This is a genomic window from Thiothrix sp. (assembly GCF_028714775.1).
Classification (GTDB): Bacteria; Pseudomonadota; Gammaproteobacteria; order Thiotrichales; family Thiotrichaceae; genus Thiothrix.
On sequence record NZ_JAQTLS010000004.1, the window covers coordinates 215,183 to 241,496 of the forward strand.

Sequence of the window (26,314 nt, forward strand, 5' to 3'; positions counted from 1 at the left end):
CCCCACATGACGGATCATGCAGGGCTGTTGCGAGGTAAGCGTTGTGTTTAGCTGCCGCCGAGTTGCTCTTCAGCCGTGACGGTCAGCATGACTTCCGTGTTGTAGATGCCGGATTGGTCAGCTGCATCCGGTGTCCCTTTCGCGTACAGGTTGATGGCCGCCTTGCCAGTTTCGTCGCCCGGCATAACCCGCCCCATCGTGCCGTAAGGTGATTCGGCTTTGGAAGTGTCAGCCACCAGCGTTTCGGCTTTGCCACCGGCTTTTTCAGCTTCACCCCAAGTAGAGCCTTTCTGTACTGACTGGAACTTGTCCAAGGCAACACCGAAGGTGGTGTCGAGGTGGTCATAATTGTTGGCGACTGCCGTACCATTGGCATCCACGTCCTGTTTGGTGAACTGTGGGAAAGTCACGGCAGAGCCATCATCACCCTTGGAAGCACCAGAGAAAGCGTATTTGAAAGCGTTGTTGCTGTCGACTGTCCAACCTACTTGGATGGCATCCCCTGCCGCAGCGGTCTTAGGGTCAGCCGGGCTGTCCACGCTGATGCTCTGGTTAACGTCGACGGAGTATTTTACGGTGTCATTGTCAGCGGCGAAACCTTGGTTGCTAACGGCAAACAGGGCGATGCTCAGTGCGATGATGTTCAGTTTCATGGTCAATCTCCTTGTAGAATTATCGTTTTATTGGTCAGTTTAAATTTTCAGGCTGTTTCGTTGTGGCCTTGACTTAGGTAATGCAGGAGCTGTGCCAACTATCCTGAATTAACAAAAACTAATTAAATAACAGTAAGTTGGAATTTTTCATGATTTTCGTTTGGTAGGTGGCCCCCTATGGCATGGCGGTTTTTTACAGTTTTTGGGTTGGCTTTCAACAGCTAGGTGTTGGTTTTTCCCAAAGCGGCGGGAAATGCGCAAGATTGCCTACCCACTTCGTCGTAAAGCGAATGTTTCTTGCCCCGATTTTAGCTACCATGAAGGGGTAGGCCATGTCCCCAAGCCCCATGTGTCAAAAAATATAAAATAAAAGGAAAACCCAATGGCAGAGCAAACTGTATTGATCATTGACAGTGAACCTGCATCCCGTGAAGCAATGGAACTGACCCTGTTACGGATGGGGTTAAACACCGTCACGGCAAATAATGTACAAGATGCGTGCAGCAAGATTGGGCAATACGCGCCGGATTTTTGCCTGACAGACATGCAGTTCCCTGACGGCAGCAGCCTTGATGTGGCGAATTTCCTGCAAAAACAACACCCGCATATTCCGCTCGCTGTCCTGACCGCTAATGTGAGTTTGGAGGCGGCGATTGCCGTACTTAAGGCGGGGGCATTCGATTTCATTCCCAAGCCCGTCGATATGCCGAGGCTGAGGGAATTGATTAAAGCCGCCCAACAATTGGTTGCCCGCAATCATCGGCAAAAGGACACAGGTGCTGCGGCAGGCGATGTTCAAGAGAGCAGTATTCTGGGAAATTCCCCCGTCATCCAGCAACTTAAGGCAACAATCGCGAAGTTGGCTCGCAGCCAAGCGCCAGTCTACATCCACGGCGAATCCGGCAGTGGTAAGGAGCGGGTGGCACACGAGATTCACTTACAAAGTCCACGCCAAGCCGCGCCTTTCATTCCGGTCAACTGCGGTGCAATCCCGGAAAACTTGATGGAAAGCGAATTCTTCGGGCATAAAAAGGGCAGTTTTACTGGCGCAGTTACCGATAAACAAGGGCTGTTCCAAGCTGCGCACAAAGGCACGCTGTTTCTGGATGAAGTGGCGGATTTACCCCTGACCATGCAGGTAAAATTGTTGCGTGCGATTCAGGAAAAGGCGGTCAAGCCCGTGGGTGGTTTGGATGAAACGCGGGTTGATGTGCGGATTTTGAGCGCAACCCATAAGAATTTGGAAAATGAAGTCATCGCGGGGCGTTTCCGGCAGGATTTGTATTACCGCCTGAATGTGATCAAACTGGATGTGCCTGCATTGCGTGAGCGCGGCAGCGACATTTTGCTGCTGGCAGACTTTTTCTTGGGGAAAATTGCCCGTGCATGGCAGATGTCGCCCGTGCGTTTGTCGGATGCGGCGCGGCGTTCCCTGTCGACGTATGACTTTCCCGGCAACGTGCGTGAGTTGGAAAACATCCTTGAGCGTGCTTGTACCCTGTGTAATAGCCAAGTCATTGAAGCAGGGGATTTGCACTTGCAGGCATTGCGTTTGGATGCCCCAACTTTTACGGTAGGCAACGTGGTTGCCGCTGCTTTGCCACCGAAGCAGGCGGCTGAATCTGAAGAGCTGCGATCAGAAGATGTTTGGAACCCTGAAGATGAAAATGCCGAAAAAGATTTGGTCTTTCGTGCATTGGATTACACACATTGGAACCGTACCCGTGCGGCACGGATTTTGGGGATGACCTTCCGCCAACTGACTTACCGTATCCAGAAATATTCTCTGGATCAGGAATGTGCGTGAATTACCCTGCCATTAATCTATTTTGATGGCGTAACGGTGCTTGCGTTGGTATTTGCCATCCAAGGTGATGTAGATTTCTGCGGTTAGGGGTTGGTAACTGTATTCTTCATATCCCGGAAATTCGAGGCTGAAAACCCCCTTTTGCTGGGGGAGTATCAGTGGCTTATCCTTTGCCATTTCACCTCGTATGACGGGTATCCCTTTGGTGTTCCTGAGGATTAGGTCGATCTTTGCCGTCATGGGCAGTTCGCCAGTATTTTCAAGCTCTAAGTCAAGCCACGCGGAGTAGGGGACTTTACGGTAGGATGCTGCGGTTATTTGGTAATCAGGAATACTTTTTGCTTTCTTGGTAAACACAAAAACATTTTGCCCGACTAATTTTGATACACTGTCTTCGGTTTTGACGAAATCAACCGTCATGGCAAAATAATCATGTCCCTGTCGGGGGATGATATGGATAGTATCCTTTTGCCCGGTTTCTAAGGTATTCGTGCTGACTTTGAAATCTTGGTCATTCAGGGTTTGTCGATTGATGGGCTTTCCTTCTTTGTCAAATTCAAGTTGGTAAAAGTTGTATAGCATTTTTACCGGAAAACCATAATCATTGCAGAGCTGTATTGATGGACTGGTTTCAAAATCAGTTAAATAAAACCCATCTTTCTCCATTGCGTCATGGAAGAAGGTGCTGTTCTTGCAGTAGGTTTCTTTTTTTTCGGTAGATTCGGGTGATTTGCTGCTGGGTTTTATCCGTAACAATAATGGATGTTGTCCGCTGTCTCCCCATAGTCGTGCCCTTAATTCTTTGTCGCCTAATGCTGCATCAGATTGGGCGGTAATGTTTAAGGTGACAGGGTATTTTTCAGGAAATTCTAGGAACAGATAAGGGGATTCGAGGGATAGGGTTTCCTTCCTTACCTTATCAACAGTGATTTCTAGCTTGACGGATTTATCCCATGTGTCTTCGGCGGTCGGGCGTAACTTGTAGATTAGCTTATCATCCCCTAGTGCTGGTAGCAGGGTGACACTGACGGGCTGAGCGTTTACTTCCAGCTCAATAATATCCGGGGTGACAGCCAACGCCCATCCCCGTAGTGGGGATAGGGTTATCATCAGCAAGAGGATGCTGCTGGCAAACTTATTCAATTTTTTTGAAACCGCTGTCATCAACGCCACCTTTGTCAGCAGAGGAGGGGCTTTCTGAGAAGCTTGCTTCTGTCCCTTTGTCTTTTTCTTTGGCGGGTGCTGGACTGCTTTTGCTGGCAGAGGCAGATTTTTTGGCTTTGGCTTCCAAGTCTGCCAAGTCGGAAGCCAGCTTTTTCAAGGCGTTGCTGTTTTCTTTTGCCAAGCTAAGGGCTTCATTGGCAATTTCACGGTTCACTTCGGCGCTGCGGAGTGAGTCGGTTAAGCCTTTGATCAATGCCTCTTCAAGACCTTTAATGCGTCCATCTTGTTGGCTGAGTTTGTCTTGGTATTGGTTGTCGATTGCTGTTTCTTTTTGCATCATGATTTGGGTCATGGCGTTGTCTTGCTTGATATTGCCGTCAGCGCAGCCGACTAATGCTAACATGCCGGAAAAAGCGAATAGTTGTAGTTCTTTTTTCATGATTTCATCCTAAATTGAGTTTTTTGTCTTTCATGACCCTTGGCGTAATAAATATCAAAAGGTCGCGGGTTTCCCTTTTTGCCTGTTCAGCGCCGAAAATTTTATCGAACATACCAGTTCCCAGCCCCGGTATACGCTTGTCATTTTCTGATCCTCGGACATCCAGTAAACCGCCAATAACCAAGGTTTCATTGTTTTGCATGGTAACGTTTGTACTGATAGCGCGTGAAGTCAGGACAGGTAAACGCTCACCCGTGGTTTGTGCTTCACCTGCCATTTCAATGGTTGCCACTTGAGCATTCTCAATGACCAAATTGATTGAGCCATCGTTGGAAACTTTGGGGGTAATCATCATGCTGACACCCGATTCAAAGTTTTTGGTTTCCACTTGCAAATATTGTTGTGGCCCGGAGACGATCGGGAGTGTCTCGATGGATTTGACAGAAATATTGGCTTTTTTACCATTCGAGGTTAAGACTTTGGGTGATGCCCATATTTTGGCTTCACCAATATCAACCAGTGATTCAATACGTAAAGACAGCATATTCAATGGGCTTAGCAGTTTGAAGCTCTCTTCTACGCCTTCAAAGCCAAGGCTTTTTCCGTTGACGGGAGCAGCCAGTGTGCCACTGCTGCTGGACCACCAGTCAATGCCCATACGGCTTTTCGCGGTTTTGCTAATATCGACCACCAACACTTCCAGCATGATCTGTTCAGGACGTTGGTCTATCTTAGCAATATCATCCTGTATCCTTGCCAAAGTAATGGGGTCAGCAGTAACGGCAATGGTGTTGTTGTCATCATTGGCTTTGACTAGCTTGACGTATTTATCAGACAACAAGGACAGGATTTCAGTGGGCTTCAAAAAGGCCGGGTTGACAGTTTCGGTCTTCTTTATGTCGTCAAAAACAGGATTTTGGGAATCTGGAATTCCGATCAGAATATAATTTTCCATTTCTTTGTAGCGGTATCCACCCGCAACTAGCATCATTTCCATGACTTTTTTTAGCGGGGCTTTTTCTTGTTTCAGGCTGACGAAACCTTGCACGCCTTCTTCCAGAATGAAGGGGATGCCGGTTTGGTTGCCAAGTTCGGCGAAGGCTTCGCGGATATTGGCTTCAATGAATTCAACACTGACGGTTTGCCCATCCGTTAAGTGGCGGCTACCGGAAAAATCCTGCTGGGCAGCGTCAATCCCATCTTTCCCCAAGGCTTGGTATACCGAGTCGAACACCTTGTTAAACTGCTTTTTTGCAGCAGCGTTGGACTCGAAATCTGTACTTTGAATGGTTGGCAAGGAAGGGGGGGAAATAGCGGGTGCAATATCCACCTGCTGGACGCTGGCGGCGGGTGATGATGGTGCGGTGTCCATGTTTTGCCAGATGGGCTGGGCGGTGGGGGCTGCTTCGGCACGCCCGTTACGTTCATAACCATACGCACATGCAGACGCGAAACCTGACAACAGGAGCAATGCCTTTATCGTTATTGTTCTTGTCTGCATTTAGGATTACCAAGCGTCTGGGGATGGGGGAATTTACCCTCACTGTGGGCATTCTAGCGTAAGTAGCTGAATCAAAGATGAAACCTTGTCCAGCTTGCTACTACAGACTTCCGGGCTAAGTGGTAGCCCGGAAGGTGGAGGGTGTTGTCAGCGCGTTGGTCAGTTGACGGTGGCCTCAACTTCTTGCTGGTAGGCTTTGCCGGTGCGGTCTTGCAGGCTTACATCCAGCTTGTAGGAACCCGGTTCAACCTTGTCGGAGACACCGTAAACCAAGGTCTTTTCGCCGGGTAACAGGGCGGTATCCTTGAAGGCTGGTTTCAGCTTGTCAATGATCTGGCCTGTGAAGCTCTTGATGGTAATCTCGCCGGTAATGTCAGGCACATAATCGGAGCCAGTATTGCTGAGCAGCAGTTTAAAGTGCTTGGATTTCTCATCGGCTTCCACCTTGATGCCCGTGACCTTGATTTCGCTGCTGACGGTGGCATCGCTGGCCCGCAGGGCAATTGGCAAACGGTAAGGTGCATAGCCGTCCATATTGGTTGCGGTCAGCAGCAAGTGCCCGTAGATGCTTTTCACTTCTGCCGCCGTATCCATTTTGACGGTCAGGATAGCGCTTTTGCCGCCTTCAATTTCCAAGTTTTCAGGCTCCACACTGGTTTTGATGTCAGACCCTTCGCCCAATTCAACCAGCGGCTCCAACTTGAGCGTTTCTGTCGTTGGGTTGGTGATCTTGATCTTGAATGGCTTGGGTTTGCCATCAAACTGTTCCGCCAATTCCGTAACATCGGTGATCACAGGTGCAGGCAGTTCTGAGTCAAGTTCAGACTGTAAGGACTGCGCCAGCTCGGCTGACACATCGAATTCCTTGCGTTGTGAGCCTTTCTCGACAATCTCGGTATTGCGGATATTGAGGTCATAGTAAGTGACGATCTCGTACTTGCCTGTAGGTAACACACCGGGGAAGAAGCATTCAACCCGGCGGCGTTCGGTGGGCAACAAGGCAATGATCTTCGGCAATGCATCGGTGGTTTTCAGTTTGGCATTGTTTTCTGCATTGATCAGGTCGCAATGGGTCGTGGCCAGTGTTTCGTACATGCCGCTGTTTTCGATGACCTGCGTTGCCTTGATGCCTTTGATGCCTTTGGTCAAGGCCGTCATTTCGATGGGGTCATACTTGATGGCGCTGCCAATCTTGATGGTCATCATGTCTTCGGAAGCTTTCCTGATGTAAATGGGGATCGCAACCCGCATGAGTGGCAGGATTTGTGCGCCGATCTTTTGCCCGGTCTTGTTTTCTGGCGAAAGCTTTTCGCGCATTTTGTCTTGGTCTTGTTCCAACAGCAGGGCAAGGTTGAAGTCGCCGGTCATGGTTGGCTTCATTTTGATGACAACTTTGATGTCGTCATTGCCGCCGGGTTTGATTTCCATCTTTTCCTTGTCCAAGGATGCCCAGTCAATCGCAGCTTTGTTGGTGGCGGTATTGGCATAAATCCAGTCGCCGTCTTCGTTCCTGATGTTGTTGCTCAGGTAGGTGACGAGATAGCTCATGTCCTTATCGGACGTGTTTTTGATGGTCAGGGGGATTTCGTATTCACTGCCCTTGGCCTCGATCCTGACAATCGCAGGTGTAACCTGAATGCCTGCAAAGGCTTCATTCAGGAACAGCCAAAATAGGGTGAACAGTAATAGGGCTTTCTTTATGGCCATGATGTAAAAACCTCGCGTGATTTTTTATTGATTAAATGAAAATGTTTGTGTATTTGCTTATTGTTCGTCTGGAATGACCGTCAACATGACGACGGCGTTATACAAGCCAGACTGGTCTGACATATCGGCGATGCCTTTGGCGTAAAGGCCAATCTTGGCCTGATTGTCGGCATCGCCTGTCATAATGCGTCCCATACTGCCGGAAGGTGAGAGCAGGTCGGCAGGTTCCTTGACCAGATCGGCGGCGGAACCCACGGCTGCCATTCCCTTTCCCCAGTTGTCGCATTGCTGTACTGAGCCGTAGTCCGATACCGTCACACCAAACAGGGTATCCATAACTTCGTAGCTATCAGGAATGTGTTTGCCATTGGCATCAATTTCCTGTTTGTAAAGCATGGGGTAGGGCACTTCCTTGCCCGTTTCGTCTTTGGCGACCCCTGAAAATTTGTAACGGAATGCATTATTGCTATGCACCATCCATTGCATGGAAATAATCTCGCCAGGCGTCACCTGAGAGGTTGTGCCGATAGTGTCCACGCTGATAGCGAGGGGCACTTGTGCAGCATACGTTACGGTGTCCTGCTCTACGGCAAATAACGGTTCGTTTAGGAGGATGGTTAAAACAACCATCTTGCGGAGTTTCATCCTGACACCTCGCAGTAGCACGTATTGTTATAATTCAAACTTTGGCTTTAGTCTTGGGTGCTTATAACATTACACCTGACTTGTGTCGGTGTCACCCATTAGCCTGATGAATTATCAATTTGTGCGTTGCGGGTTGGTGTTAGGTTTTAGTCAGATTCTTTTTCGCCTTCTCTGCCGCCGAGTTGTTCTTCCGCTGTGACTGTCAGCATGACTTCTGTGTTGTAGATGCCGGATTGGTCAGCGGCATCCGGTGTGCCTTTAGCAAACAAGCTAACAACTGCTTTGCCGGTGTTGTCGTTAGGCATGACCCGACCCATTGTGCCGAAAGGGGATTCGGTTTTGGAGGTGTCTGCCACCAATGATTCCGCTTTGCCGGATGCCGTTTTGCCATTTCCCCAGGTATTGCCACGTTGGACAGAGGCATACTCAGAAAGGGAAACACCGAAGGTGGTATCAAGGTGGTCATAGTTCTTATCGACCAGTTTGCCATTGGCATCCACGTCCTGTTTGGTGAACTGTGGGAACGCGATGGTAGAGCCATCATCGCCTTTGGATGCGCCAGTAAATGTGTATTTGAAGGCATTATTGCTGTTCACTGTCCATGCAACTGCAATGGAATCGCCTGCCGCAGCGGTGCTTGGGTCAGCAGGGCTGTCCACGCTGATGCTTTGGTTGACATCAACGGAATATTTCACGGTATCACTGTTTGCGGCGAAGCCTTGGGTGCTAACGGCAAATAAGGCGATGCTCAGGGCGATGTAGTTGAATTTCATGGTTGGTTCCTCGCAAAGTCATTTTTGGTATTGTCGTTTGGCTTGTGTTGCAGCCTGTTTGACTGGAATATTGCAGGAGCTGTGCCAACTTGCCGAGGCTAATGAAATTATCAGTGATAACAATAGGTTGTTTGAAAATTGATTGAGCGGGGAAGGAGGGGAGGTTGTAGATATTCAACAATCCCCTGTGAATGTCCAACAGGCCGTTGTCTATCTACAACCTGCGGTGTGCTGTTACAGCATTTCAATGACCCATTTTGTCACCATGCCGGTGGCGTGGGCGCACTGTTTGCCGCGTGCATCATCGAATGCTTTGTATTCGCCCGCATCCCACATATCGTAAGTGCGCCCGGTGAACTGCTGCTGCAAGTCTTGGCAAGTTGTGCCGCCAAATTCCGCTTGGAATTTTTCTGTCAGGTCTTTGCACTTCTTGAAGTTATTGATGCAACGGCCTTTATCCAATTTGTCGCGGTCACGCCCGAAACGTACCCCTAACGCTACCAGCCCGCCGCTCAATGCGCCGCATGTGCCAGCGCCTGCCAATGCGCCACCGCCGGAAAGCCCGTGCACTGCCTTGATGGTGGCATCATCCACCAAGCCGACGGTTTCTTGTACGGTCGCCAGCACACACTGTGGGCAGCAGCCATAATCCAGTTCATATTGTAACGCTTTGTGGTATGCCTCTTCTGCGAGTGCTTGTTTTGCTGCTTTCTTATCCATGTGCTCAGTCCTTGTGTTAGGGGGGAATTCGCCGCACATTCTCACACGGGGTCTATAAGAAAGTCTTAATATAGATCAGGTTTTCTGGTGTTTTTGGGATGCAAAAGATGAGTTGAGTTTGAGGGGTATAAAGTAAAGAGCCTTGCAAGTTTTTGATTTGCAAGGCTTTTTCTCATTGGTGGAGGCGGCGGGGATTGAACCCGCGTTTTAAGTCTAACAAGTCTTTGTTTTGATTAAAATATAATTTATATAAATTCAGTTCTTGCCATTAATCTTGCCATAACTGAACAAATCAACGGCTTTTTCACCTGCTGTTGGGTCTGCATCATCAAGCCATTCTACATAGGTTCGCAACGTTGTAACCATGTCAGAGTGCCCCAATTGCTTCGATAGCCACTTGATAGGCTCCCCGCTGCTTATCATCATGCTGGCGTATGTGTGACGGGTTTGGTACGGGTTCCGGTATCTCACACCGGCCTTTTTCAGCACTGGCGTCCATAGTGTCCGGCGTATTGGCTGATCACCTGCCCACGGCTCATTTGTCCGGGGATTGTGAAATACCCGCTTTCCTTCAAGGAAGGTGAATTCTTTCTGATTTGCCAGTGCTTCAAGTGCAGGGTTAAGAAGCTTAAGGCGGCGCGTTCCTGCATTGGTCTTTGTGTCCTCTGGTTCGTCAGCCGCTTGTGTTTCTGCTCTGGATATGTGAGCTGTCCTGCCTATCCAGTCAATATCACCCCACTCCAATGCCACTACCTCAGATGTGCGCAGGCCAGACCAAAAGAGGAACTGTAGCAGGTTTCGCCCCTGCCCAGTCGTTGCCCCGAGTATTGCCGATTGCTCGGCAGTGCTGAACGGGTCTTTCTTTTTTCCGCGCTTGCTTTTCGGTGGCTGCCTCTTGCGGTACTTCCACCCTGCAAGCGGGTTGTTTTCGATAAACCCGTCATCAACGGCATCAGTAAGCGCAGCCCGAAGCGGTGATAAAACGTTGCTGATCGTCTTGTTTGTCGCTGGATGGGCTTCAATCCACTGGCGCACCACCGGGCGTGTAAGCTCACCAATTGGAGTGCTGCCAAATGCCGGGATAATCTGGTTATCAATGATTTTCCTGTAACCGTTTATGCTGCTGGCGTGTAGCTCTTTGGCCTTCCGCTCCATCCACTGGTGCAGGTACTCGGCAACGGTGATGGCGCACGGCTCTTGTACTGGTGTTTCTGCGAACAGATTAACCCGCTTTGACTTTGGGAATGTTGCCGAATAGTCGAACGTTCCTTTAATGATTGCGTCCTCTATGGCTGACTTGTGCAGCTTGGCGCGGCGTAGGTTTTCTTTTGTTGGTGGAAGCTTGATTGTTTCACGGCAGCGGACGCCACGGAACATGAACGTAATTGATATGGTGTTGCTTGCTGTTGCGCGAACACCTGAACCGTCTCTCGGCATGATTTAGACCAATGGTAGCGGGCTTTTATTGGCTCTGTTTGATGCTTGCCCGCGCTGTTCAGTTCCCCGTTTTTTAGTGTACGGTGATTTTATCCATTGCTCAATTTTTTCAACGTCAGCGAATATGCGACCGTTGGGGGCTTTGTACCAGTGCTCGCCTTCTTGCAGGGCGTTGGTACGTTTGAGTTTACCGAACGCATCAGGCGTTATACCTGTGCGCTCTTCGAGTTTTGGAAGGAGGACAAGCACTACACGCCCCAGCACAGCAAGCCAGCATCACGGCAATGCTGGTTACTGCGTCCTGAGTGCCCGGTAATGCGCTCAAACCGCGCCGCATCTACCTTGCCTTGCGGGTGGACGGTACGTATTTCATAATCGCATCCCTTGCGCTTACCGAAGTATTGCAGCGACCGCTTGAGTAGTTCAGCTTCACGCAGCACTGACCCAACATTGACGGCAGTGCGCTGGATTGCCGCCAGACCGCCTGCACCCGGCTTGTGCCAAACGCTCTTATTGTTTGGCAGTTCGATAACGATGATAGCGGCCTTGTACTTTTCGGTGATTTCCCACACGGCAGTTTCAAAAGAGATTTCGCGCAACTCAGAAAAGCGGCGCGAAACTCGGTCGTAAACAGCAAAACCAGTGTGTTCACCGGGATCAAGCCCGATGGACACAGGGTAGCGCATGGTGGTTGACACAAGGTCAAGCTGCATGAAGCAACGTCTCAATGTCGCCAGCTTCTTCTTCCAGCTTATCCAGCTTTTCGGCAATTCTGGCGGTTATGTACTTTGTGATTGCACCTTTGGTAATTCCGTGCTTTTTCGCCACGGCTTCAACACCATCCTTGAAAGTTTCGGCGGCATCCATCGCACCTTGTTTCAGGCTTGCCAGTTCGTCAAGTGCGTCTTTCAGTGCTTCGTTACTCATTGTTCCACCCCTGTTTGTGTTGCGTGGTTTTCTGCATAGGTTTCAACAAATTCTTTGCCGACCTCTTCCAAAAACGTTTCGCGGCTTTGCTCTGCAACGAAGCCGGAAATCATGCTTCGGCTAATGCTGAATTCCTTGGCTGTTTCGCGTACCGCTTCTGAGTAGTCGAAAGCTGCCGAATCAACAGCGGCCTTCATATCCACAAGCTTGCGAATTGCTGCATGGAGTTCATCAAGTGTCTTTTTCTCTTTCATGTCTACCTCTTGGTTGTTGGTTTAAAATTGGTTAGCTGTTGATTGCGCGAGCCATTTTTTCAAGGTCAGCAACAAGCGGCTTTGCTTGTGCCACTTGAATCGGGTCAATCATTTTCAGGAAAAGTGCACAAGCATTTTTTGCTGCACGAAGCGTTGCTGCCTGCCGAGTGCTAATGGCGGACGGCTTTTCAGATATTTGTGCTGCACTATGCAAGCGCCTGATGCTGTCGAGTTCGAGAGATTCACGCTTGATGCGTGCAACCTTGTTCAGTTTTTTTGCCTCTTGTTCCATTTTGTCTACGTCCTCTGCGATGTTTCTTAGTTGTGCTTCGTTTAGCAACATGGCGTAATCCTTGGTTGATATAGTTTTACATGCAGGCCAGATTAATCTTCATCGGTCAGCACTGCAAACTTATATCCGTGTGGCCTTGAGCCTAATGAAAGTTCATAAGCCGCTTCCATGATGCAGGCCGCTAAATCTTCATCGCCTCCGTGAAGTTCACGATGACCAATAATAGTCAAGCCAATGTAGCTATCAACTACATTGGCTTTTTCGCTGTCGTCTCTGAATGCCATCTCTGATACCTCTTTATTTTGGTGTTCCAATTGTCTCAAATACACCATAATGTGTAAATCTATTTTTTACACAGCAGACGAGCGGCATTTATTCGCCAACTCTGAAACCCGCTTTGAGCTGGCAAACACGCCATGCACGCGCAATGGTTCTGGCGTGCTTGAATCCAGCAGCAGGCTGTCACCCATGCCAAGGAGTTTTTCCGCCCCGGCTTCGTCAAGTATTACCCGGCTATCCATGTTAGTCCGCACTGAGAAAGCAATGCGCGTGGGGAAATTGGCCTTAATAAGCGAATCTATGACGGTAGCAAGTGGTTTCTGAGTGCCAATGATGACGTGCATACCAGCGGCACGGGCTTTCTGACCTAGGCGCACGACTGGCTTGCTTACTTCAGGGTTCACCATCACCAAATCCGCGTATTCGTCGATAACGCAGACGATGTAGGGCAACGCTGGCTTGTTCAGCTTTTCCGCCACTGCATTGTATTCGCCGATGTTTCTAACAGGATGACCAACGACGCGGGATGCCTCAAGGAACATCTGGTAACGCCTATCCATGTGTGCTGCAAGTTCTAGTAGCGCGGCGCTGGCCTCTTCCGCTTCAGTTATGATCGGGCGCAACAGGTGCGGAACAGATTCAAAGGCAGTTAGTTCCACTTTTTTCGGGTCGATTAGCACAAGCCGGACGTGCGCCTTGTCGCTTTCAACAAGTGACAGCAGGATTGCATTCAGACCAACTGACTTGCCGCTACCAGTCTGCCCGGCAATCAGCATGTGCGGGGCACTGGCAAGATCGCGCACCACGGGCTTACCGGAAACATCAACCCCCAGCAGCATTGGCAGCGCACACTTTGCAAACTCTGCATCAGCCATCTTGCGGGTTTTGTCGTAATCCACAGTTTCGCGTTTTGACCGTGGCACTTGCACGAACACATTGCCCCGACCTGCACCACGGCTTTGAACAGATACGGACGGCACGCCCAAGCGGTTTGCCAGATCGCCAGCAAGTTGCTCAAGCTCCTTTGACTTCACGCCACCGGGAACAGACACGGTATACACGTCAAGAACGTGGCCTGACGCCTTGCCAAGTATCGCTGCGTCATTAATGCCGTACTCCCCAAGGATGCGGATAATATCAGCTCCCACGCCCTTGGCCTTGATTGCTGGTAGCAGTGCTGGTTCTTGCGCGAAGTCTTCACCATCCGGCGCTGCAAGCAGTGGAGCGGTGATAACCGGCATGGTGTTGATAACCTGCTTTGCCCGTGAGTTTTCACGGATTTCATCAAACGTATCCCCGATTTCGTATGCGATGCGTGACAGGTTGAACGCCCCAGCAGCTTGTAGGAATGCTACCGTTGCAATGCCAGCAAGAGGCAAGGCGGCATCACCAAAGGCGTACTGGGCAGCAGCAGCAGCGTACCACCCGGCTTTACCACCAAGGCCGACCACCCCGAACATTGCCAGTGCTGACGCAAACGACCCGGCAAGGTGGAAAGCTGAGCGCGGCGTGATGGTCTTAAGCGCGGTTGCCGCAACCGCCCCGAACACTGGCGCATACCCAGCAAAGCCAACGGCAAAATCCACTGGTTGCATCATTGGCGCGTCGTGAATCATCGGCACAAGCGCGGCTGACACGGTAATCAGTGCAGCAGTGGAAACAACACGCGGGTTGCAGAATGCTGACAGGCCAACAGAACCGATATTGCGCATTACTGGCTTGACCCCGCGTTCCTGTGGTAGTGGCTGATACGTTACATTTTCCATCGCTGATACCTCTTTACTTTGTTGTGGTTATTTTAGCTGTTTGGCGCGATCTGTGTAAATCTTATTTTTATACTCGGCAATATTGGCAGGCACAAAAAAGCCAAGACATGCTTGGCTATAATTTATGTGCTTGGCATCATGATGGATAGCTAAGTGGCATGGTTGTCTGGCTTGGATATATTCCACTGCCATTCACGCCCATGAGAGAACATCCAGTTATGCGCTACAGATTTAATATGATTTTCGGCGTTGGCATCAACTCCAATGCATAGCACAAGGTCGGCTAATACATCAATAGGATTACCTCCACACGCAAGTGCAATCATACATATACTGGCATTGCGCTTATAACGTCATCATCACTCATGGTTTTTCACCATCATTTTGTGGAATGTATGTAGACAGAACCCATCGAGTATGCAGTCGACGCCTAACTTTTTCTGCGTCAGCATATGATTCAAAAAAACCACAGTGCTCAGGTTCGTCGTTTGTTATTACATCATACCAATCATCGTTTTGTCGAAAAACAACCTCATGACGCCTTTTGTCTGATGTCCTCTGTGCGATGAATGGAGAATCTCCAAATATTGCATCTATCTGTGCATCTGATATTTTCATACAACCTCCTAAGTTAGAATCCAAATAATATCACCCGAACAGGCTAGCCACATTACGTGTGCTGCAAATTCCAAGGTCATTTGCTACGGCGGCAGAAGATCGCCACTTGTAGGACACCCCGTTTTTGTCCTCCACTGCATCCACAAACAGGTTGCTACGCTCCAATGCAACCAGCGCTTTCTTGATGCGCTCCATGCCAAAGCTGACGCCAGAACGCTTAAGTGCCGACTGGATGCCGGACTGACTAGCGCGGCCTTCTGGCTCGTAAACACGGCAAATTGCTGCTATCGCTTCCACCATCTTGCTGTCGGTTATCTCCGTTAGGTCTGCTATTTTTTGCGCAGTCATTTCCCACATCTCGCTAGCGGCGTCCTTTTTTATTGTCTCTAGGTTGGCTGTATTTATCTTTTCTTTAGTCTCTATTATGTGTTTTTTAGTGAATTCAATTACCGTGCCAATCGCATCTTGCTGCATTTCGCTTACTTGGTTCCCCGATGGTTCCCCGGAGGTTCCCCGTTTTTCCGGGGAGGGTTCCCCGATGGTTCCCCGGTTTGGTTCCCCGGCGAAAACGCGGTTTTTTGGGTGTGTTTCCATTCCTGCAAGGAGTAGCGTTGATTCAAACACCAGCGCCATGATAACGGCAAACACTTGTGATGCATCATTACTAAGCTCTTGTTTTTGCTCAAATGTAGCGCCTTTCCAGTCTGCTCCATACCACAATTCAGCAATGTCCTTAATGACTGGAAGCGACACCTTGCCACCACTGGCAGCACTAAGCCGTGATTCTAAAACTTTTTTCTCTTTTCTTAGTTCCCCGGTCTTCCGCGCTACCTTCCCCGCTGCTTCCCCGTTTTTTTCGATCGAATAAATAGATGCGCAGTCATCTGCGTAACGCTTCGCATAGTACCCGCTGTCACAGCTAACCGTTCGCAGTGTTCCGGCTGATCTGCCGTTTTTGTCGTATACTTTTATGGCATAAAGTGCTGATAGTTTCTTTTCAGTTTCCGCGCTAATTGCCTCTTCCGTGCCTGCCTTTGGTTGTTCAAAAAGCTCACCATCAACCCGCTTTAACTCGGCTTTGATGCTGGCAACATCACGACTGTTGCCGATGGATGCGACCGCGCTTTGCTCCATTGCCATGTGCGCGGCGCTGTACCCGGCATAGATCGACACGGCGCGAAATCCCCAAACAAGTACCAATCTTATTAGGCCGGGGTTGTTCTGGTGCTGCACCTTCAGAACGTCCATGATTACCCCAGTAGCAGATGCAGAGGCAGCAAACCAGACACCCAAGGCGCTACCGGCCTCCCACCAGAACCACGCATTTGCAGTACCTGAAATCAGGAAAGCAGCGTAGAAAACCGGGTTACGGTTGCGCGTGCTCCACCCGATCAGCAGCAGCACAACAAGCGCGGCTGCAATCGCTCCATAAGTTGCAAAGTCCATGTTGATACCTCTTTGTGTTAAAGTTTGCCCGAATGTACCAAAAAGCGCATTAGGCGTAAATCTTTGTTTTACACATCCGACAAGAGGTAGACCCATGAAGATCATTTTCAGCATTTTTCTCATTGCGCTTTCCATTGGCGCAATTGCAATTGCTGGCGCACTGGAAGGCAGCGCCGGGCAGATCGGGATAACCATCGCACGCATTGTTGACGGTGACACCGTGCGGGCAACCGGGGACGATGGCAAGCCGTACACCATCAGGCTTGCATCTATCGACGCTCCAGAAAAAGCGCAGACATTCGGCAAGGAGGCGGCGGCGGCACTGGCGAAGATGGCAACCGGAAAACACGGGCGGCTTGAGTTCGTGGAAACCGACAGGTACGGTCGTACAGTGGGCATGGTCACGCTGGACGACAACGCGCTAAACATCAACTACTGGATGGTGTCCACTGGCAATGCCCACTATTACGAAAAGTACAGCAAGTGGATGGAGCGCGGGCAGGCGGAAAAGTTCAAGGCAGCTTACCAAGAGGCAGCGCGGCGTAGGGTTGGTTTGTGGCTGGATGTTGCCCCGGTCATGCCGGAAGAGTTCAGGAAGGAAAAACGGCAGGGTTGAATGCTGGAAAGAAAAAGCCCGGTTAGTTCCGGGCTTCTTCGTTATGGCTTAGGCAGACTTGCGGCGACCGAAAACCCGCGTGCTGATAACGTCCAGCACAACCTGACGGTGGAATGACGGAACCACGGCGAAGTCGAACGGCACGGCCTTAAGCACCGCCATCACGTCACCATTCCAGCCTTTCCATGCAGAACTTCTTCCGGTAAAGCCGCGTTCACGCTGGTACGCCTCAACACACCCCTTATGCTCACGGATTGCCAAAGCCAGCGCCTTTCCTTCTGGGGTGTCCCAGTGCAGGCCATTCGCCGCGTGGATTGCATTGATGTTTTTGGCAAATGCCTTTGTTGCTTGGTTAGATTTCATAATGGCTCTCCTTACGCTTCTGATTTTGGTGATTTGAATGACAGCAGCGCTTCAACACTGACCCATGGGAACTGGCGCTTAACATCGGTGATGTAATGCGCAGGAACCCGCCCGCGACGCTGCCAGCCGTAAATGTCCTGACGCTTTAGGCCAATCAGGGCAGCAAGCCGACTTGCACCGCCGCACGACAGGATTACCTTGTGGAGTTCCTGCATTGCCGGGTTCATGTTCCGGGCATCCATCACAATCACATCATGCTCACCAATGGCGTATGGCGCTTCCACCCGTGGCAAGGACGCTTCAGGCTTCTGGTGCATGGATTGCGCAAGCTGGGAAATGCTTGCCGCCATCTGACCCATTGCCGACGTAATGCCGGTGGTCATCGCCATGATGGCATTGGTCATCTGGGCAATGTCAGCGCTTTGCGGCTGAATGACTTCCGGCTGGTGAAGGGCAATTTCCTGTTGCGTCGGGACAACTTCACCGCGTGCACGGAAGTAGGAACGGACAAGCTGTTTCTGAATCTTCCATGCCAGATCATCAGTGAAGGTTTTCACCAGCATCAGGTAGCCGGATTCAGTCAGTACGGTAAGGCCGTTCGGTGCGTGTACCCCGGTCAGCGCCCGTGCGTCCTTCATTGGCGCATGGAAGTAGTCTTCATCAAGGACGAAGTGGGCGCGGTTGCGGGTGAAGCTTGTTTTTGACTTGCTTACACCGGCTTTTGAATAGGTACTATCTGTATCTAATCCGTTCGCCTGCTTTTCGGCATGAACCGCGTCAACCATCTTGAAGGTAAGCACGCGCTCACCACGGTATTCAATGGGTTCAAGGCTAGTGTTGTTGATGACGATGGCGCTCATGCTGCACCCCCTTCAACTTCAACGGTGAAGGTATCGGCAGTTTCAGGCTTGAAAGTTGCAAACATCAGGCGCTCAAGGAACAGCAGGGAACTTTGCAGCAGGGCAACTTGTGCTTTCAGTTCGGCGGATTCAGCCTCAAGGCGGTCAATGTATTTGGTGTTTGGCTCTTCAGAAATTGAAGCCATGGAGGCCGCATTATCATTTGCCATCATGTTGCCGCGCAAGAATGCGGAAACTTCACGGATATTATGGGATACAGCTTGTGCTGCGTTGAGCTGCTCAGGATTTAAGAGCATGGAGACTTGAGTTGTCATAGTTTTGGTGTCCTTGGTCGAGTTTTAAGCCCGACACCCTTACTTCTAAATAAGGGTGGTCGGGATGTACGAGCGAGTTAGAAGACCGGAGACCAAAGGAAACCCGGCAAGCTCAGCAAACGCATGGCAAAGAGGTATCAATTCAAAACCACGCCTTACATCGCTTCGCTTCACGCCCGCACACCCAACCATAGAAAACTATGCTGTATGTGCAGTTGTCAGACACAAAAAAACCGCATAAGTTGCGGTGGTAGTGTCCACCTTTGGTCGTCTTCGGCAGGCTTCTAAACCCGCATCAACTTGGCGTTTTATTGCGCCGTGTCGATGGAGTGAACTTTACTCGGATGATTTAAGGCGGTCAATACCGTTTGTCAGTTTTTTGTGCGTAAGATACTGATTGTAAAGTAAAAGTTTACAAGAATCTAGCGTTTTGGTCGTCTTGTTTTGCTTTTTGTTTAGTGATAATTTCTGATAGTTCATAAAATAATCAAATAGCACGAGGAATTGCGATGGCTGTAGAAGATGATCTTGGCAGGCTAATACCCGGATACAGCCTGATGGCAAGGAAAATGGATGATGACGCAAGAATGTTCATCGTCACGCAATTCAAGAAAAAGCGAAAGAGCGTCTGGCCTGCCTTGCTTTTGTGGTTGATAAGCCTGCACTACGCATACTTCGGAAGATGGGGTTTGCAGGTTGTGTTCTGGGTTACTCTTGGTGGCTTTGGTATCTGGTGGCTTATCGACATATTCAGGCTTGATGGGCTTACCGCAAGGTTTAACGAGGATATTGCACTAAGTATTGCCCAGACGGCAAAGATAATGCACAGCTAAAAGGAACAACGAGATGGATTTAATAGACCGCATTCGTGAGCTTGCAAGTCGCATAGAAGGGCAGCGCGAACATATAAGAACCGAAGAGGCGACGAAGAACGCGCTTGTAATGCCATTCCTTAGCGCCCTTGGTTACGATGTTTTCAACCCTCTTGAGGTTGTCCCAGAATTCACCGCTGACGTTGGCATAAAGAAGGGAGAGAAGGTTGATTACGCCATAAAGAAGGATGGCGCGGTGGTAATGCTTGTTGAGTGCAAGCCGCTTGGTGCAGACCTTGGCAAAGAGCACGCCTCCCAGTTGTTCCGGTACTTCACAACAACAGAATCCCGCTTTGGGATGCTAACCAACGGTGCGTCTTACCGTTTTTACTCAGACCTTGAGCAACCAAACAAGATGGATTCAAGGCCATTCTTTGAGTTTGACGTGACAGATTTCCGTGAAGATGATGCTGGTGAGCTAAAGAAGTTCTCAAAGCAGTCGTTTTCAGTAGGGAGCATCCTTGAAACAGCAAACTTCCTAAAGTATCTGAGGGCTGCAAAGAAGCTGATTTCTGAAGAAATGACCGAACCCGGCGAAGAGCTTTCACGGTTCATTATTTCAAGAATTTACGAAGGCAGGATAACCGCGCAAGTTCTTGAGCAATTCAGGCCGATAATCAAGGCTTCGTGCAAACAATTCTTGGACGACAAGATAAACGAGCGCCTTAAGATTGCCCTTAACAGCCCCGGAATACAAACACCAGAGCAGGAACAGCAGCCAACGTTACAGGCTTATGAACAAGCAAAGCAGGAAGTCACCACGACAAGCGAAGAGCTTGAGGGGTACATAATCGTCAAGGCGATATTACGCCAGACGGTAGATATTTCCCGCGTCGTGATGCGCGACACCCAAAGCTATTGCGGAATTCTGCTTGACGACAATAACCGGAAGCCAATATGCAGGCTTCACTTCAACAGGCCGCAAAAATACATTGGCGTGTTCGATGGCAAACAGGAAGAGCGGGTTCAGATCAAGAGCCTTAACGACATTTACGGACTAACTGAAAGGATTGTTTCCACAGTATCAGGATACACAGAATCAACTACTTGAATAGCATAGAGCTATTGCCACGGTGGCCTGTAATAGAAACAGGCCACCAGAAACACCCTCACAAATCCCTCAAGCCCTGCCAAACATAAACCACGCGCCCTGCAAGTTCCAGCTTTGCGGTTTTCATCCGTATTGCGCTGAACTTGTCATTGTCGTAAGTAATCGCCGTGTGTTCACCGTCAGGCTCGAATTGAACCCTTGCTATGCTAAGGCCACCAGTTTTTCCAGCAATGCCGTACAAGCCATTTACTGGGCTTTTAGCGTTGCGGTCAATTACAACCAGATCACCCCGGCGAATGGTCGGCGTCATCTCAGTGGATTCCATCCGGTAGATTTCGTAGTTACCTTGTGACGTGTTAACCCCGAACAACTCAGAAAGCCATTCGTCACGCCCGATCAGGCTTTCATATTTCAAACGGTCGCCTTCCTGCATATCCCTGTAGTCTCCCTGTTTAAAGATAGGTATGACAACTTGATTTGCTGAAATGTTCACCGTTTTAGGATTTGATATTTCCCCGACCTGCAACCACTGCGGGTCACACCGAAGGAATGCGGCGGTCTGAAACAGGTATTCTTGCGGAACCCTCCCGCGCCTTGTCCAGCCGTAAATATCCTGCCTGTCCTGCCCAAGTTCCCGCGCAAGGTCGGAAAAGTTAAGCCCCATCTCGCTAAGCCGTCCTTGGAGCCGCGTTTTGAACGCTGCTTTTGCGTCGTCTGCCATGTGTTTTCCCTCTCATTTCGTGGTTATTAGTGTAAACCAATATTAACCTTTCCGTGGGTACTTTTATCATCTGTCATGAGATATAATCTACGTATAACAAACACTTACACCTACTATAAGAGGATTAAATAATGAGCAAGTTACGCGAAGCTTTCAAGAAAATCGCTGGTCACGATGGGCGCGGGTACATGGCAGACGCTGCGGAATGGCTTGGTTGCAGGCAGCACACGCTTAACCGATGGGAGGCGACAGGGGCGATTCACGACCACTACCTATGGGCGCTAGTGCACGGAGCCGGGGCAGGGTTTGACGTTGCTGGTTTGCTGATGGAGTTGTTCGACACCCGGCGAAGGAGGGCGCTACAGGACAAGTAACCGACAAGAGGCGGCTTTTTGCTGCCTTTTTTGTATACTTTAACTTTACATAAAGTAAAATAACGCCTATCATGGTGGCTCTACAAGCGAAAAAACTGAGGTAAACCAACTATGAACGAACTCGAAAAAGCCCTGATGATGGTGGCTGGAACTGAAAAGGTTCGCGGATACCGCACACGCGCTGCCAGAAACATGGCAGTAAGCCCGTGCACTGTCACCTCTTGGTTCAGCCGTGGCTTTGGTGCGGCCTGCGCCGTCAAGGTGTGGAATGCAACCGGGCGCAAAGCCGACTTAGTGCGTCTGATCGAAGAAGGCGAAGCGATGGAGCGTGTAGCATGAGCAGCACACCTAAAAAACCGTCAAAACTTGACGAACTTACTAGAAAAAAGCATCAGCTTGAACGTGAACTTAAAGAATTAGAGCGAAAGAAAAAAAAGGAGCAGAAGCCATGAGTTACGACAGACATCTGATGAAAATGCTTTCTCAAAAGCAGCAACAAATCTGGCTACAGCACAACGAAGGAACCAGCGCTTACCGGATAGCGCTTTCTGTTGGCCTGCGTCCAGCCGAAGCATTCCAGCAAATCCAGCAGATCAAGAAATTAATAGGGGTTAAATAGTCATGGAACTTAGCACATAACTTGAAAAGGCACTGGCACAGATCGCAGGTAACAGCCGCCATGGTTACAAAACAAAGGCGGCGGCTATTCTCGGCGTGCAACCTGAAACCGTATACCGCTGGGCGCGTATCGGCTGGGATGCAAACGTATCGGCAAGGGTATGGGAGGCCACTGAACGCAGCGTAAGCCTTGAGCAGTTAATCGACGAAGGCAAAAAGCTAGGCGGCGGCATTACTGGCAAGAAATTGGAGATGGTGCGCATGATTGACGCTGGCAAAAGCTGCTATGCAATTGCTGCAAAGTTGAGGATGCAACCATCAAGGGTGATGCAGGCTGCATTTGTTCGTGGTGCTTCATTTGTTTGTGGCAATGCGGCATAAAAAAACCCGGCGCAACTGGAATTGTGCCGGGTGAATTATCTTAACCACTAAACGATATGTAGTGCTTACTGCGAAAGCCAGTACAAAAAACAAACCACATATAGAAGCTGTAAATAATAACGCCGCTTGTGGTTCCAGATCAATAACTAAACGAGAATTTAAGCAATGCGTTACAACCTATACGTGAACCAATCGGCGGCAATATCACTTGGCGTCGAAAACATCACGCAAGCCCATATCCTTGACGTTCTTGTGAATGCCAGTGGATGGGCAAGCCCGTGCATCGTATGTGGTGAGGTGTACTACTGGACGGCAAGGCAGCGAATCTGCGAAGAACTCACGCTACTCGACCTTAAGCCGGACACGGTGTACAGACACATGCGCAGACTATCAGAGCTTGGCCTGATTGATTACTCGAAGAATGGCAAGCAAGACCTGACGCGCCCCACCGAAAAGACCAAGCTCCACTATGTCGGAAAAAAATCCGAGTTACACGGAGACACTATGTCGGAAAAAAATCCGAGCAAACTCGGAAAAAAATCCGAAAAGCACTCGGAAAAAAATCCGACATATCCTACTACTATTCATAATCCTACAATAATTGATAATACCAATATCGCACCAACCACAAACGACGACCAAAACGGCAAGCAACAGCACGCCGAACAGCAGCCAACAAAACAGCCTGCTACGCAGCCTGCGCCTGCTCTAGTTGGTGAGTTGTTCCCATGTGAAGATTCACGCAAGCCAAAAAACGCACAGAATCACGCAGAAGGCGCTAAAACCAAAAAGGCAAGCAAGGGTAGCGCGTCACTTGTTTGGAGTGCGTACAGCGCATCCTACGCAGCCAGACACGGCATTGAGCCTATAGGCAATGCTAGAACTTTTGGAATGCTTGCAAACCTTGTTGAGCGACTTGGTGAACAGAACGCAATTTCAGTTGCAGGATGGTTCCCAGCCCACAACAACCGCTGGTACGTGGAGAAAATGCACGGTGTCGGGGTGATGCTGGCAGACTGCGAAAAGCTCTATGCCGAAATGATGACAGGGCGGATGGTCACGGCATCCAGCGCAATGCAGGCAGACCGCACAATGGGCAACTACTCGGCACTGCAAGAGGCGCTACGCCAGATCGACGCTGGTGATTCTGTCCGTTCGTCTGCAATGTAAAAAAAAGATTTACAAACATTTGTTAATTAGTCAGAATTAACTCATTGAAACAAAATATAGTAATAGAAAATGAAAACAATGCATGTTGTACAGATTTCAGGTGGAAAAGATTCACAAGCGTGTGCAAAGCTTGTTCGTGAGCGCAACCCTGATGCGCACATAGTCGGCATTTTCTGCGATACGCAGTATGAGCACCAGTGGACTTACGCGCATGTGGAGAGGGTGGCAGAACTTTATAACCTAGAGCTAGTTACTCTTAATGCTGGATCGGTTGAATCTGAAGTGACTAAGTGGGGTCGCTTTCCCGGAGGTGGTGCGCGTCACTGTACAGAATACCTTAAGATTAAGCCAGCTAAGGACTGGCTAATTGCCAAAGCCATTAAAACAGGAGGAAAAATAATAAACTACATCGGAGTTAGGGCTGATGAATCACCAGAACGCACGAAACGTTACGGAGGATACGATGCATCTTTGATAATGCCGCACGAGTTCATGCCGAGTAAATACCCTAAGTACATGGGTGATAAACTTGGAATACGCTACTGCACACCAATTGTTGAATGGAGTTCGGGAGACGTTTTCACTTACCTAGATGGGGAACATAACCCGCTGTACGACAATGGCTTTTCTCGTGTTGGTTGTTTCCCTTGTCTTGCTGGAGGGGACAAGGAAAAAGGACGTGCTTTCAACTTCGACAGCACTGGGCGCAAGCACTACGAGATAGCAAAGAAACTAGAAGCTATCACAGTAGCAAGCGGAAACAAGCCGTTGTTCAACACGAAAATAGGCGCAAAAATTGAGTGCGGACTAGATAACAGCGGGGCAGGTTGTGCGTTTTGCTCTATCTAGTTTGTAAAAAAAAGATTTACAAACGTTTGTTAAAAACGCACAATGGATTAATCAGAGCAGAACAAGGCAAAGAGGTATCGAAGATGGATAGTTGCAGGCTAACGGAAATTGAGATTCAGCAAATGGCTAAAATGTCTCAAGAATACGGTTATTGCCATTCAAATGAATGGATGATTGAAGAGTTGATATACGCAAAAGGAATTGAAGGTGCATGGCTGGCACTAGAGGAAGAAAGAGACGCTATGTCAAACCCTGAAATTTTTTAGGAGTTATTTTCAAATGCCATCCACCAAAGAAAACAAAAAGCGCATTGCATCTGCTCTTACCATCACCGCCGAAGTGATGGGGCAGCAGATCACCACCGGGGCAATCATGGTTATTGCTGACGACCTTGGAGGATACAATGCAGAGATGATCGAAGCGGCATTAAAGCGCGTAAGGCTTGAGTGTAGGCAGCTCACACCGGCAAATATCCTTGAGCGCCTTGACGATGGTCGCATGACGCCAGAAGAGGCATGGAGTGCAATCCCGCGTACTGAATACGAAACTGTGATTTGGTCTGGTGAGATGCAGGCGGCGTGGGCAGTAGCAGCGCCAGTTTTGCAGAATGGCGACCGCATCGGCGCACGCATGGCTTTCTTGGAAAAGTACCGTGAAGAGGTGCGCAGGTCACGGGCAGAGTGCAGGCATCCCAAGTGGTCTGTGTCGCTTGGTGAAGATCGCCAGCACCGTGAGCAAGTGTTAAAAATTTCAGTTGAATCAGGCAGGCTGCCTCGTGATTACGCGCTTAAGCTGCTTCCTAGCTCGTCGTTCAAGGCAACGGCTGGCGGCATGAAGCTGTTATCTGCTGCATCTGCCGCCGCTGCATTGCCAGCGCCTGATAAGCCCAAGGAAAGCACGCCTGAGCAGATCACGGAGCAGGTAGAGCGAATCATGCGCGAAGTGTTCGGAAGTCGACGGTACTCGCCACAACCAGCGGCGCACAACATCAAGCCGGGTGATTTGTCACCGTGCGGGAGAATGCGGTTTATTGGCGGCAATCCTGCTGATGGGTGCGCGTGGGTAAAGGCCGAACAAGCCGAAGTTGCACCTGCCGAGTAGAACTAAACTTTACACTTTGGATAATAAACTTATGCAAATCAGGGAATTAATCTGGAAATGGTTCCAGCTTTCAGCGCCTAAAGACAAAAAGGCGACCATGCAGCAGCAGCAGCTTGTAGCAGATCAAGTTGGGCTGCACCTTAACACCGTTCGCCGGATGTTGTTGCAGGGCGACTGCCGTCTAAGCACGTTTGAAGCCTGCTTGAAATCAAGCGGGTTTGAAATGCGGGTTATCCGCACTTGTGATGGTGTTGATATTTTTGATATTTGCGATGATTGCCGCTCATCTTGAGTGTAAAAAAAAGATTTACAAAGTTTAGTTAATTTGTCACAATGACCGCATCAGAACAGAACAAGGCAAAGAGGTATCGAAGATGAAAATTGAAATTAAACACCGTTTTACTCTTGCAGTAATTTTCAGCACTGAGGCGACTAGCGTAAAAGATGCAGTAGTTATTGCTGCCAATGAAGGGGCAGACCTGAGCCGGGCAGACCTGAGCGGGGCAGACCTGAGCGGGGCAGACCTGAGCGGGGCAGACCTGAGCGGGGCAGACCTGAGCGGGGCAGACCTGAGCGGGGCAGACCTGAGCGGGGCA

At 49.6% G+C, this 26,314-nt stretch carries 35 protein-coding genes and 1 pseudogene; 14 read left to right on the forward strand and 22 right to left on the reverse strand.

Going from position 1 to position 26,314, the window contains the following annotated elements; translation table 11 throughout:
- Nucleotides 1-47: 47 nt before the first annotated feature.
- A complete protein-coding gene (locus tag PHE17_RS05215) occupies nt 48-653 on the reverse strand; it encodes a hypothetical protein (protein ID WP_301014759.1) in 606 nt (201 codons plus the stop codon).
- 382 nt (nt 654-1,035) lie between these two features.
- Here PHE17_RS05215 and PHE17_RS05220 point away from each other — a divergent pair, with 382 nt between their 5' ends.
- Complete coding sequence (locus tag PHE17_RS05220; protein ID WP_301014760.1) at nt 1,036-2,460, forward strand: sigma-54 dependent transcriptional regulator; 1,425 nt, start codon at nt 1,036-1,038, stop codon at nt 2,458-2,460.
- 12 nt (nt 2,461-2,472) lie between these two features.
- On the opposite strand, the gene PHE17_RS05225 is transcribed toward PHE17_RS05220, so the two are convergent.
- The 16 genes from PHE17_RS05225 to PHE17_RS05300 form a co-directional block, all read right to left on the reverse strand.
- Nucleotides 2,473-3,627, reverse strand: a complete 1,155-nt coding sequence (locus tag PHE17_RS05225; RefSeq protein ID WP_301014761.1) for a hypothetical protein — start codon at nt 3,625-3,627, stop codon at nt 2,473-2,475.
- Nucleotides 3,596-4,063: a hypothetical protein gene (locus PHE17_RS05230; protein ID WP_301014762.1), complete on the reverse strand. Its 468-nt coding sequence runs from the start codon at nt 4,061-4,063 to the stop codon at nt 3,596-3,598. The genes PHE17_RS05225 and PHE17_RS05230 overlap by 32 nt, the downstream gene beginning before the upstream one ends.
- Before the next feature lie 4 nt (nt 4,064-4,067).
- A complete protein-coding gene (locus PHE17_RS05235; protein WP_301014763.1) occupies nt 4,068-5,564 on the reverse strand; it encodes a hypothetical protein in 1,497 nt (498 codons plus the stop codon).
- A gap of 159 nt (nt 5,565-5,723) precedes the next feature.
- The gene (locus tag PHE17_RS05240) at nt 5,724-7,271 is read right to left on the reverse strand and encodes a hypothetical protein (protein WP_301014764.1); all 1,548 of its coding nucleotides are present in this window, start codon (nt 7,269-7,271) and stop codon (nt 5,724-5,726) included.
- A gap of 57 nt (nt 7,272-7,328) precedes the next feature.
- On the reverse strand, nt 7,329-7,916 hold the full coding sequence (locus tag PHE17_RS05245) for a hypothetical protein (RefSeq protein WP_301014765.1): 588 nt from the start codon (nt 7,914-7,916) through the stop codon (nt 7,329-7,331).
- A gap of 146 nt (nt 7,917-8,062) precedes the next feature.
- Complete coding sequence (locus tag PHE17_RS05250) at nt 8,063-8,689, reverse strand: hypothetical protein (RefSeq protein ID WP_301014766.1); 627 nt, start codon at nt 8,687-8,689, stop codon at nt 8,063-8,065.
- Nucleotides 8,690-8,923: 234 nt separating this feature from the next.
- Nucleotides 8,924-9,409, reverse strand: coding sequence for a C-GCAxxG-C-C family protein (locus PHE17_RS05255; protein ID WP_301014767.1), 486 nt, complete (start codon nt 9,407-9,409; stop codon nt 8,924-8,926).
- 255 nt (nt 9,410-9,664) lie between these two features.
- Nucleotides 9,665-10,846 carry a site-specific integrase gene (locus tag PHE17_RS05260; RefSeq protein WP_301014768.1) on the reverse strand — a complete coding sequence of 394 codons (1,182 nt, stop codon included), beginning with the start codon at nt 10,844-10,846 and terminating at the stop codon, nt 9,665-9,667.
- Between the two features lie 248 nt (nt 10,847-11,094).
- Nucleotides 11,095-11,559, reverse strand: coding sequence for a hypothetical protein (locus tag PHE17_RS05265; protein WP_301014769.1), 465 nt, complete (start codon nt 11,557-11,559; stop codon nt 11,095-11,097).
- Nucleotides 11,549-11,773 carry a hypothetical protein gene (locus PHE17_RS05270; protein ID WP_301014770.1) on the reverse strand — a complete coding sequence of 75 codons (225 nt, stop codon included), beginning with the start codon at nt 11,771-11,773 and terminating at the stop codon, nt 11,549-11,551. The genes PHE17_RS05265 and PHE17_RS05270 overlap by 11 nt, the downstream gene beginning before the upstream one ends.
- On the reverse strand, nt 11,770-12,027 hold the full coding sequence (locus PHE17_RS05275) for a hypothetical protein (protein ID WP_301014771.1): 258 nt from the start codon (nt 12,025-12,027) through the stop codon (nt 11,770-11,772). Before PHE17_RS05275 ends, PHE17_RS05270 begins: the two co-directional genes overlap by 4 nt.
- Before the next feature lie 31 nt (nt 12,028-12,058).
- Nucleotides 12,059-12,370 carry a hypothetical protein gene (locus PHE17_RS05280; protein ID WP_301014772.1) on the reverse strand — a complete coding sequence of 104 codons (312 nt, stop codon included), beginning with the start codon at nt 12,368-12,370 and terminating at the stop codon, nt 12,059-12,061.
- A 41-nt stretch (nt 12,371-12,411) separates the two neighbouring features.
- A complete protein-coding gene (locus tag PHE17_RS05285; RefSeq protein WP_301014773.1) occupies nt 12,412-12,603 on the reverse strand; it encodes a hypothetical protein in 192 nt (63 codons plus the stop codon).
- A gap of 66 nt (nt 12,604-12,669) precedes the next feature.
- On the reverse strand, nt 12,670-14,364 hold the full coding sequence (locus tag PHE17_RS05290; protein ID WP_301014774.1) for a DNA translocase FtsK: 1,695 nt from the start codon (nt 14,362-14,364) through the stop codon (nt 12,670-12,672).
- 363 nt (nt 14,365-14,727) lie between these two features.
- Nucleotides 14,728-14,982: a hypothetical protein gene (locus tag PHE17_RS05295; protein ID WP_301014775.1), complete on the reverse strand. Its 255-nt coding sequence runs from the start codon at nt 14,980-14,982 to the stop codon at nt 14,728-14,730.
- 30 nt (nt 14,983-15,012) lie between these two features.
- Nucleotides 15,013-16,551: a hypothetical protein gene (locus PHE17_RS05300; RefSeq protein ID WP_301014776.1), complete on the reverse strand. Its 1,539-nt coding sequence runs from the start codon at nt 16,549-16,551 to the stop codon at nt 15,013-15,015.
- On the opposite strand from PHE17_RS05300, the gene PHE17_RS05305 reads away from it, so the two are divergent.
- Nucleotides 16,523-17,044, forward strand: a complete 522-nt coding sequence (locus PHE17_RS05305; RefSeq protein ID WP_301014777.1) for a thermonuclease family protein — start codon at nt 16,523-16,525, stop codon at nt 17,042-17,044. The two genes, PHE17_RS05300 and PHE17_RS05305, sit on opposite strands and share 29 nt — an antisense overlap.
- 48 nt (nt 17,045-17,092) lie before the next feature.
- Here the strand turns inward: PHE17_RS05305 and PHE17_RS05310 are convergent, their stop codons facing one another.
- The 3 genes from PHE17_RS05310 to PHE17_RS05320 are packed head-to-tail and all read right to left on the reverse strand — an operon-like array spanning nt 17,093 to nt 18,581.
- Nucleotides 17,093-17,407, reverse strand: a complete 315-nt coding sequence (locus PHE17_RS05310) for a hypothetical protein (RefSeq protein WP_301014778.1) — start codon at nt 17,405-17,407, stop codon at nt 17,093-17,095.
- Between the two features lie 11 nt (nt 17,408-17,418).
- Nucleotides 17,419-18,267, reverse strand: a complete 849-nt coding sequence (locus tag PHE17_RS05315; RefSeq protein WP_301014779.1) for a hypothetical protein — start codon at nt 18,265-18,267, stop codon at nt 17,419-17,421.
- Complete coding sequence (locus PHE17_RS05320) at nt 18,264-18,581, reverse strand: hypothetical protein (protein WP_301014780.1); 318 nt, start codon at nt 18,579-18,581, stop codon at nt 18,264-18,266. Before PHE17_RS05320 ends, PHE17_RS05315 begins: the two co-directional genes overlap by 4 nt.
- 509 nt (nt 18,582-19,090) lie before the next feature.
- Between PHE17_RS05320 and PHE17_RS05325 the strand changes: the two genes are divergently transcribed.
- Both PHE17_RS05325 and PHE17_RS05330 read left to right on the forward strand, forming a co-directional pair.
- Complete coding sequence (locus tag PHE17_RS05325) at nt 19,091-19,414, forward strand: TM2 domain-containing protein (RefSeq protein WP_301014781.1); 324 nt, start codon at nt 19,091-19,093, stop codon at nt 19,412-19,414.
- Between the two features lie 13 nt (nt 19,415-19,427).
- Nucleotides 19,428-20,504: a type I restriction endonuclease gene (locus PHE17_RS05330; RefSeq protein ID WP_301014782.1), complete on the forward strand. Its 1,077-nt coding sequence runs from the start codon at nt 19,428-19,430 to the stop codon at nt 20,502-20,504.
- Nucleotides 20,505-20,562: 58 nt separating this feature from the next.
- On the opposite strand, the gene PHE17_RS05335 is transcribed toward PHE17_RS05330, so the two are convergent.
- The gene (locus tag PHE17_RS05335) at nt 20,563-21,225 is read right to left on the reverse strand and encodes a S24 family peptidase (protein ID WP_301014783.1); all 663 of its coding nucleotides are present in this window, start codon (nt 21,223-21,225) and stop codon (nt 20,563-20,565) included.
- A 131-nt stretch (nt 21,226-21,356) separates the two neighbouring features.
- Here PHE17_RS05335 and PHE17_RS05340 point away from each other — a divergent pair, with 131 nt between their 5' ends.
- The 9 genes from PHE17_RS05340 (at nt 21,357) to PHE17_RS05380 (ending at nt 26,010) form a co-directional block, all read left to right on the forward strand.
- Entirely contained in the window at nt 21,357-21,599 is a 243-nt protein-coding gene (locus tag PHE17_RS05340) for a hypothetical protein (RefSeq protein WP_301014784.1), read from the forward strand.
- A gap of 111 nt (nt 21,600-21,710) precedes the next feature.
- Nucleotides 21,711-21,938, forward strand: a complete 228-nt coding sequence (locus tag PHE17_RS05345) for a hypothetical protein (RefSeq protein ID WP_301014785.1) — start codon at nt 21,711-21,713, stop codon at nt 21,936-21,938.
- A gap of 109 nt (nt 21,939-22,047) precedes the next feature.
- Nucleotides 22,048-22,218: a hypothetical protein gene (locus PHE17_RS05350; protein ID WP_301014786.1), complete on the forward strand. Its 171-nt coding sequence runs from the start codon at nt 22,048-22,050 to the stop codon at nt 22,216-22,218.
- 95 nt (nt 22,219-22,313) lie between these two features.
- A complete protein-coding gene (locus tag PHE17_RS05355) occupies nt 22,314-22,598 on the forward strand; it encodes a hypothetical protein (protein WP_301014787.1) in 285 nt (94 codons plus the stop codon).
- A 165-nt stretch (nt 22,599-22,763) separates the two neighbouring features.
- Complete coding sequence (locus tag PHE17_RS05360) at nt 22,764-23,768, forward strand: hypothetical protein (protein ID WP_301014788.1); 1,005 nt, start codon at nt 22,764-22,766, stop codon at nt 23,766-23,768.
- A gap of 69 nt (nt 23,769-23,837) precedes the next feature.
- Complete coding sequence (locus PHE17_RS05365) at nt 23,838-24,617, forward strand: phosphoadenosine phosphosulfate reductase family protein (protein WP_301014789.1); 780 nt, start codon at nt 23,838-23,840, stop codon at nt 24,615-24,617.
- The gene (locus PHE17_RS05370; protein WP_301014790.1) at nt 24,605-24,883 is read left to right on the forward strand and encodes a hypothetical protein; all 279 of its coding nucleotides are present in this window, start codon (nt 24,605-24,607) and stop codon (nt 24,881-24,883) included. The genes PHE17_RS05365 and PHE17_RS05370 overlap by 13 nt, the downstream gene beginning before the upstream one ends.
- A 13-nt stretch (nt 24,884-24,896) precedes the next feature.
- Nucleotides 24,897-25,718 carry a hypothetical protein gene (locus tag PHE17_RS05375; RefSeq protein WP_301014791.1) on the forward strand — a complete coding sequence of 274 codons (822 nt, stop codon included), beginning with the start codon at nt 24,897-24,899 and terminating at the stop codon, nt 25,716-25,718.
- Between the two features lie 31 nt (nt 25,719-25,749).
- Nucleotides 25,750-26,010, forward strand: coding sequence for a hypothetical protein (locus PHE17_RS05380; RefSeq protein ID WP_301014792.1), 261 nt, complete (start codon nt 25,750-25,752; stop codon nt 26,008-26,010).
- A gap of 28 nt (nt 26,011-26,038) precedes the next feature.
- Here PHE17_RS05380 and PHE17_RS21690 read toward each other — a convergent pair.
- Nucleotides 26,039-26,254, reverse strand: a pseudogene (locus PHE17_RS21690) (hypothetical protein); the annotation flags it as partial.
- Here PHE17_RS21690 and PHE17_RS21695 point away from each other — a divergent pair.
- Nucleotides 26,198-26,314 (forward strand): pentapeptide repeat-containing protein (locus tag PHE17_RS21695; protein WP_363320076.1); only part of this gene is annotated, 117 nt, incomplete at its 3' end. The pseudogene PHE17_RS21690 and the gene PHE17_RS21695 sit on opposite strands and share 57 nt — an antisense overlap.

Excerpts from the sequence above, each read along its gene's own strand:
- PHE17_RS05265 (WP_301014769.1), bottom strand. The coding sequence starts at position 11,559 with ATGCAGCTTGACCTTGTGTCAACCACCATGCGCTACCCTGTGTCCATC.
- PHE17_RS05360 (WP_301014788.1), top strand. The coding sequence starts at position 22,764 with ATGCGTTACAACCTATACGTGAACCAATCGGCGGCAATATCACTTGGC.
- PHE17_RS05330 (WP_301014782.1), top strand. The coding sequence starts at position 19,428 with ATGGATTTAATAGACCGCATTCGTGAGCTTGCAAGTCGCATAGAAGGG.
- PHE17_RS05245 (WP_301014765.1), bottom strand. The coding sequence starts at position 7,916 with ATGAAACTCCGCAAGATGGTTGTTTTAACCATCCTCCTAAACGAACCG.
- PHE17_RS05345 (WP_301014785.1), top strand. The coding sequence starts at position 21,711 with ATGAACGAACTCGAAAAAGCCCTGATGATGGTGGCTGGAACTGAAAAG.
- PHE17_RS05255 (WP_301014767.1), bottom strand. The coding sequence starts at position 9,409 with ATGGATAAGAAAGCAGCAAAACAAGCACTCGCAGAAGAGGCATACCAC.
- PHE17_RS05315 (WP_301014779.1), bottom strand. The coding sequence starts at position 18,267 with ATGAGCGCCATCGTCATCAACAACACTAGCCTTGAACCCATTGAATAC.
- PHE17_RS05375 (WP_301014791.1), top strand. The coding sequence starts at position 24,897 with ATGCCATCCACCAAAGAAAACAAAAAGCGCATTGCATCTGCTCTTACC.
- PHE17_RS05295 (WP_301014775.1), bottom strand. The coding sequence starts at position 14,982 with ATGAAAATATCAGATGCACAGATAGATGCAATATTTGGAGATTCTCCA.
- PHE17_RS05305 (WP_301014777.1), top strand. The coding sequence starts at position 16,523 with ATGAAGATCATTTTCAGCATTTTTCTCATTGCGCTTTCCATTGGCGCA.
- PHE17_RS05215 (WP_301014759.1), bottom strand. The coding sequence starts at position 653 with ATGAAACTGAACATCATCGCACTGAGCATCGCCCTGTTTGCCGTTAGC.
- PHE17_RS05380 (WP_301014792.1), top strand. The coding sequence starts at position 25,750 with ATGCAAATCAGGGAATTAATCTGGAAATGGTTCCAGCTTTCAGCGCCT.
- PHE17_RS05220 (WP_301014760.1), top strand. The coding sequence starts at position 1,036 with ATGGCAGAGCAAACTGTATTGATCATTGACAGTGAACCTGCATCCCGT.
- PHE17_RS05335 (WP_301014783.1), bottom strand. The coding sequence starts at position 21,225 with ATGGCAGACGACGCAAAAGCAGCGTTCAAAACGCGGCTCCAAGGACGG.
- PHE17_RS05240 (WP_301014764.1), bottom strand. The coding sequence starts at position 7,271 with ATGGCCATAAAGAAAGCCCTATTACTGTTCACCCTATTTTGGCTGTTC.
- PHE17_RS05350 (WP_301014786.1), top strand. The coding sequence starts at position 22,048 with ATGAGTTACGACAGACATCTGATGAAAATGCTTTCTCAAAAGCAGCAA.
- PHE17_RS05250 (WP_301014766.1), bottom strand. The coding sequence starts at position 8,689 with ATGAAATTCAACTACATCGCCCTGAGCATCGCCTTATTTGCCGTTAGC.
- PHE17_RS05260 (WP_301014768.1), bottom strand. The coding sequence starts at position 10,846 with ATGCCGAGAGACGGTTCAGGTGTTCGCGCAACAGCAAGCAACACCATA.
- PHE17_RS05235 (WP_301014763.1), bottom strand. The coding sequence starts at position 5,564 with ATGCAGACAAGAACAATAACGATAAAGGCATTGCTCCTGTTGTCAGGT.
- PHE17_RS05290 (WP_301014774.1), bottom strand. The coding sequence starts at position 14,364 with ATGGAAAATGTAACGTATCAGCCACTACCACAGGAACGCGGGGTCAAG.
- PHE17_RS05280 (WP_301014772.1), bottom strand. The coding sequence starts at position 12,370 with ATGTTGCTAAACGAAGCACAACTAAGAAACATCGCAGAGGACGTAGAC.
- PHE17_RS05340 (WP_301014784.1), top strand. The coding sequence starts at position 21,357 with ATGAGCAAGTTACGCGAAGCTTTCAAGAAAATCGCTGGTCACGATGGG.
- PHE17_RS05320 (WP_301014780.1), bottom strand. The coding sequence starts at position 18,581 with ATGACAACTCAAGTCTCCATGCTCTTAAATCCTGAGCAGCTCAACGCA.
- PHE17_RS05300 (WP_301014776.1), bottom strand. The coding sequence starts at position 16,551 with ATGAGAAAAATGCTGAAAATGATCTTCATGGGTCTACCTCTTGTCGGA.
- PHE17_RS05275 (WP_301014771.1), bottom strand. The coding sequence starts at position 12,027 with ATGAAAGAGAAAAAGACACTTGATGAACTCCATGCAGCAATTCGCAAG.
- PHE17_RS05230 (WP_301014762.1), bottom strand. The coding sequence starts at position 4,063 with ATGAAAAAAGAACTACAACTATTCGCTTTTTCCGGCATGTTAGCATTA.
- PHE17_RS05270 (WP_301014770.1), bottom strand. The coding sequence starts at position 11,773 with ATGAGTAACGAAGCACTGAAAGACGCACTTGACGAACTGGCAAGCCTG.
- PHE17_RS05325 (WP_301014781.1), top strand. The coding sequence starts at position 19,091 with ATGGCTGTAGAAGATGATCTTGGCAGGCTAATACCCGGATACAGCCTG.
- PHE17_RS05365 (WP_301014789.1), top strand. The coding sequence starts at position 23,838 with ATGAAAACAATGCATGTTGTACAGATTTCAGGTGGAAAAGATTCACAA.
- PHE17_RS05310 (WP_301014778.1), bottom strand. The coding sequence starts at position 17,407 with ATGAAATCTAACCAAGCAACAAAGGCATTTGCCAAAAACATCAATGCA.
- PHE17_RS05285 (WP_301014773.1), bottom strand. The coding sequence starts at position 12,603 with ATGGCATTCAGAGACGACAGCGAAAAAGCCAATGTAGTTGATAGCTAC.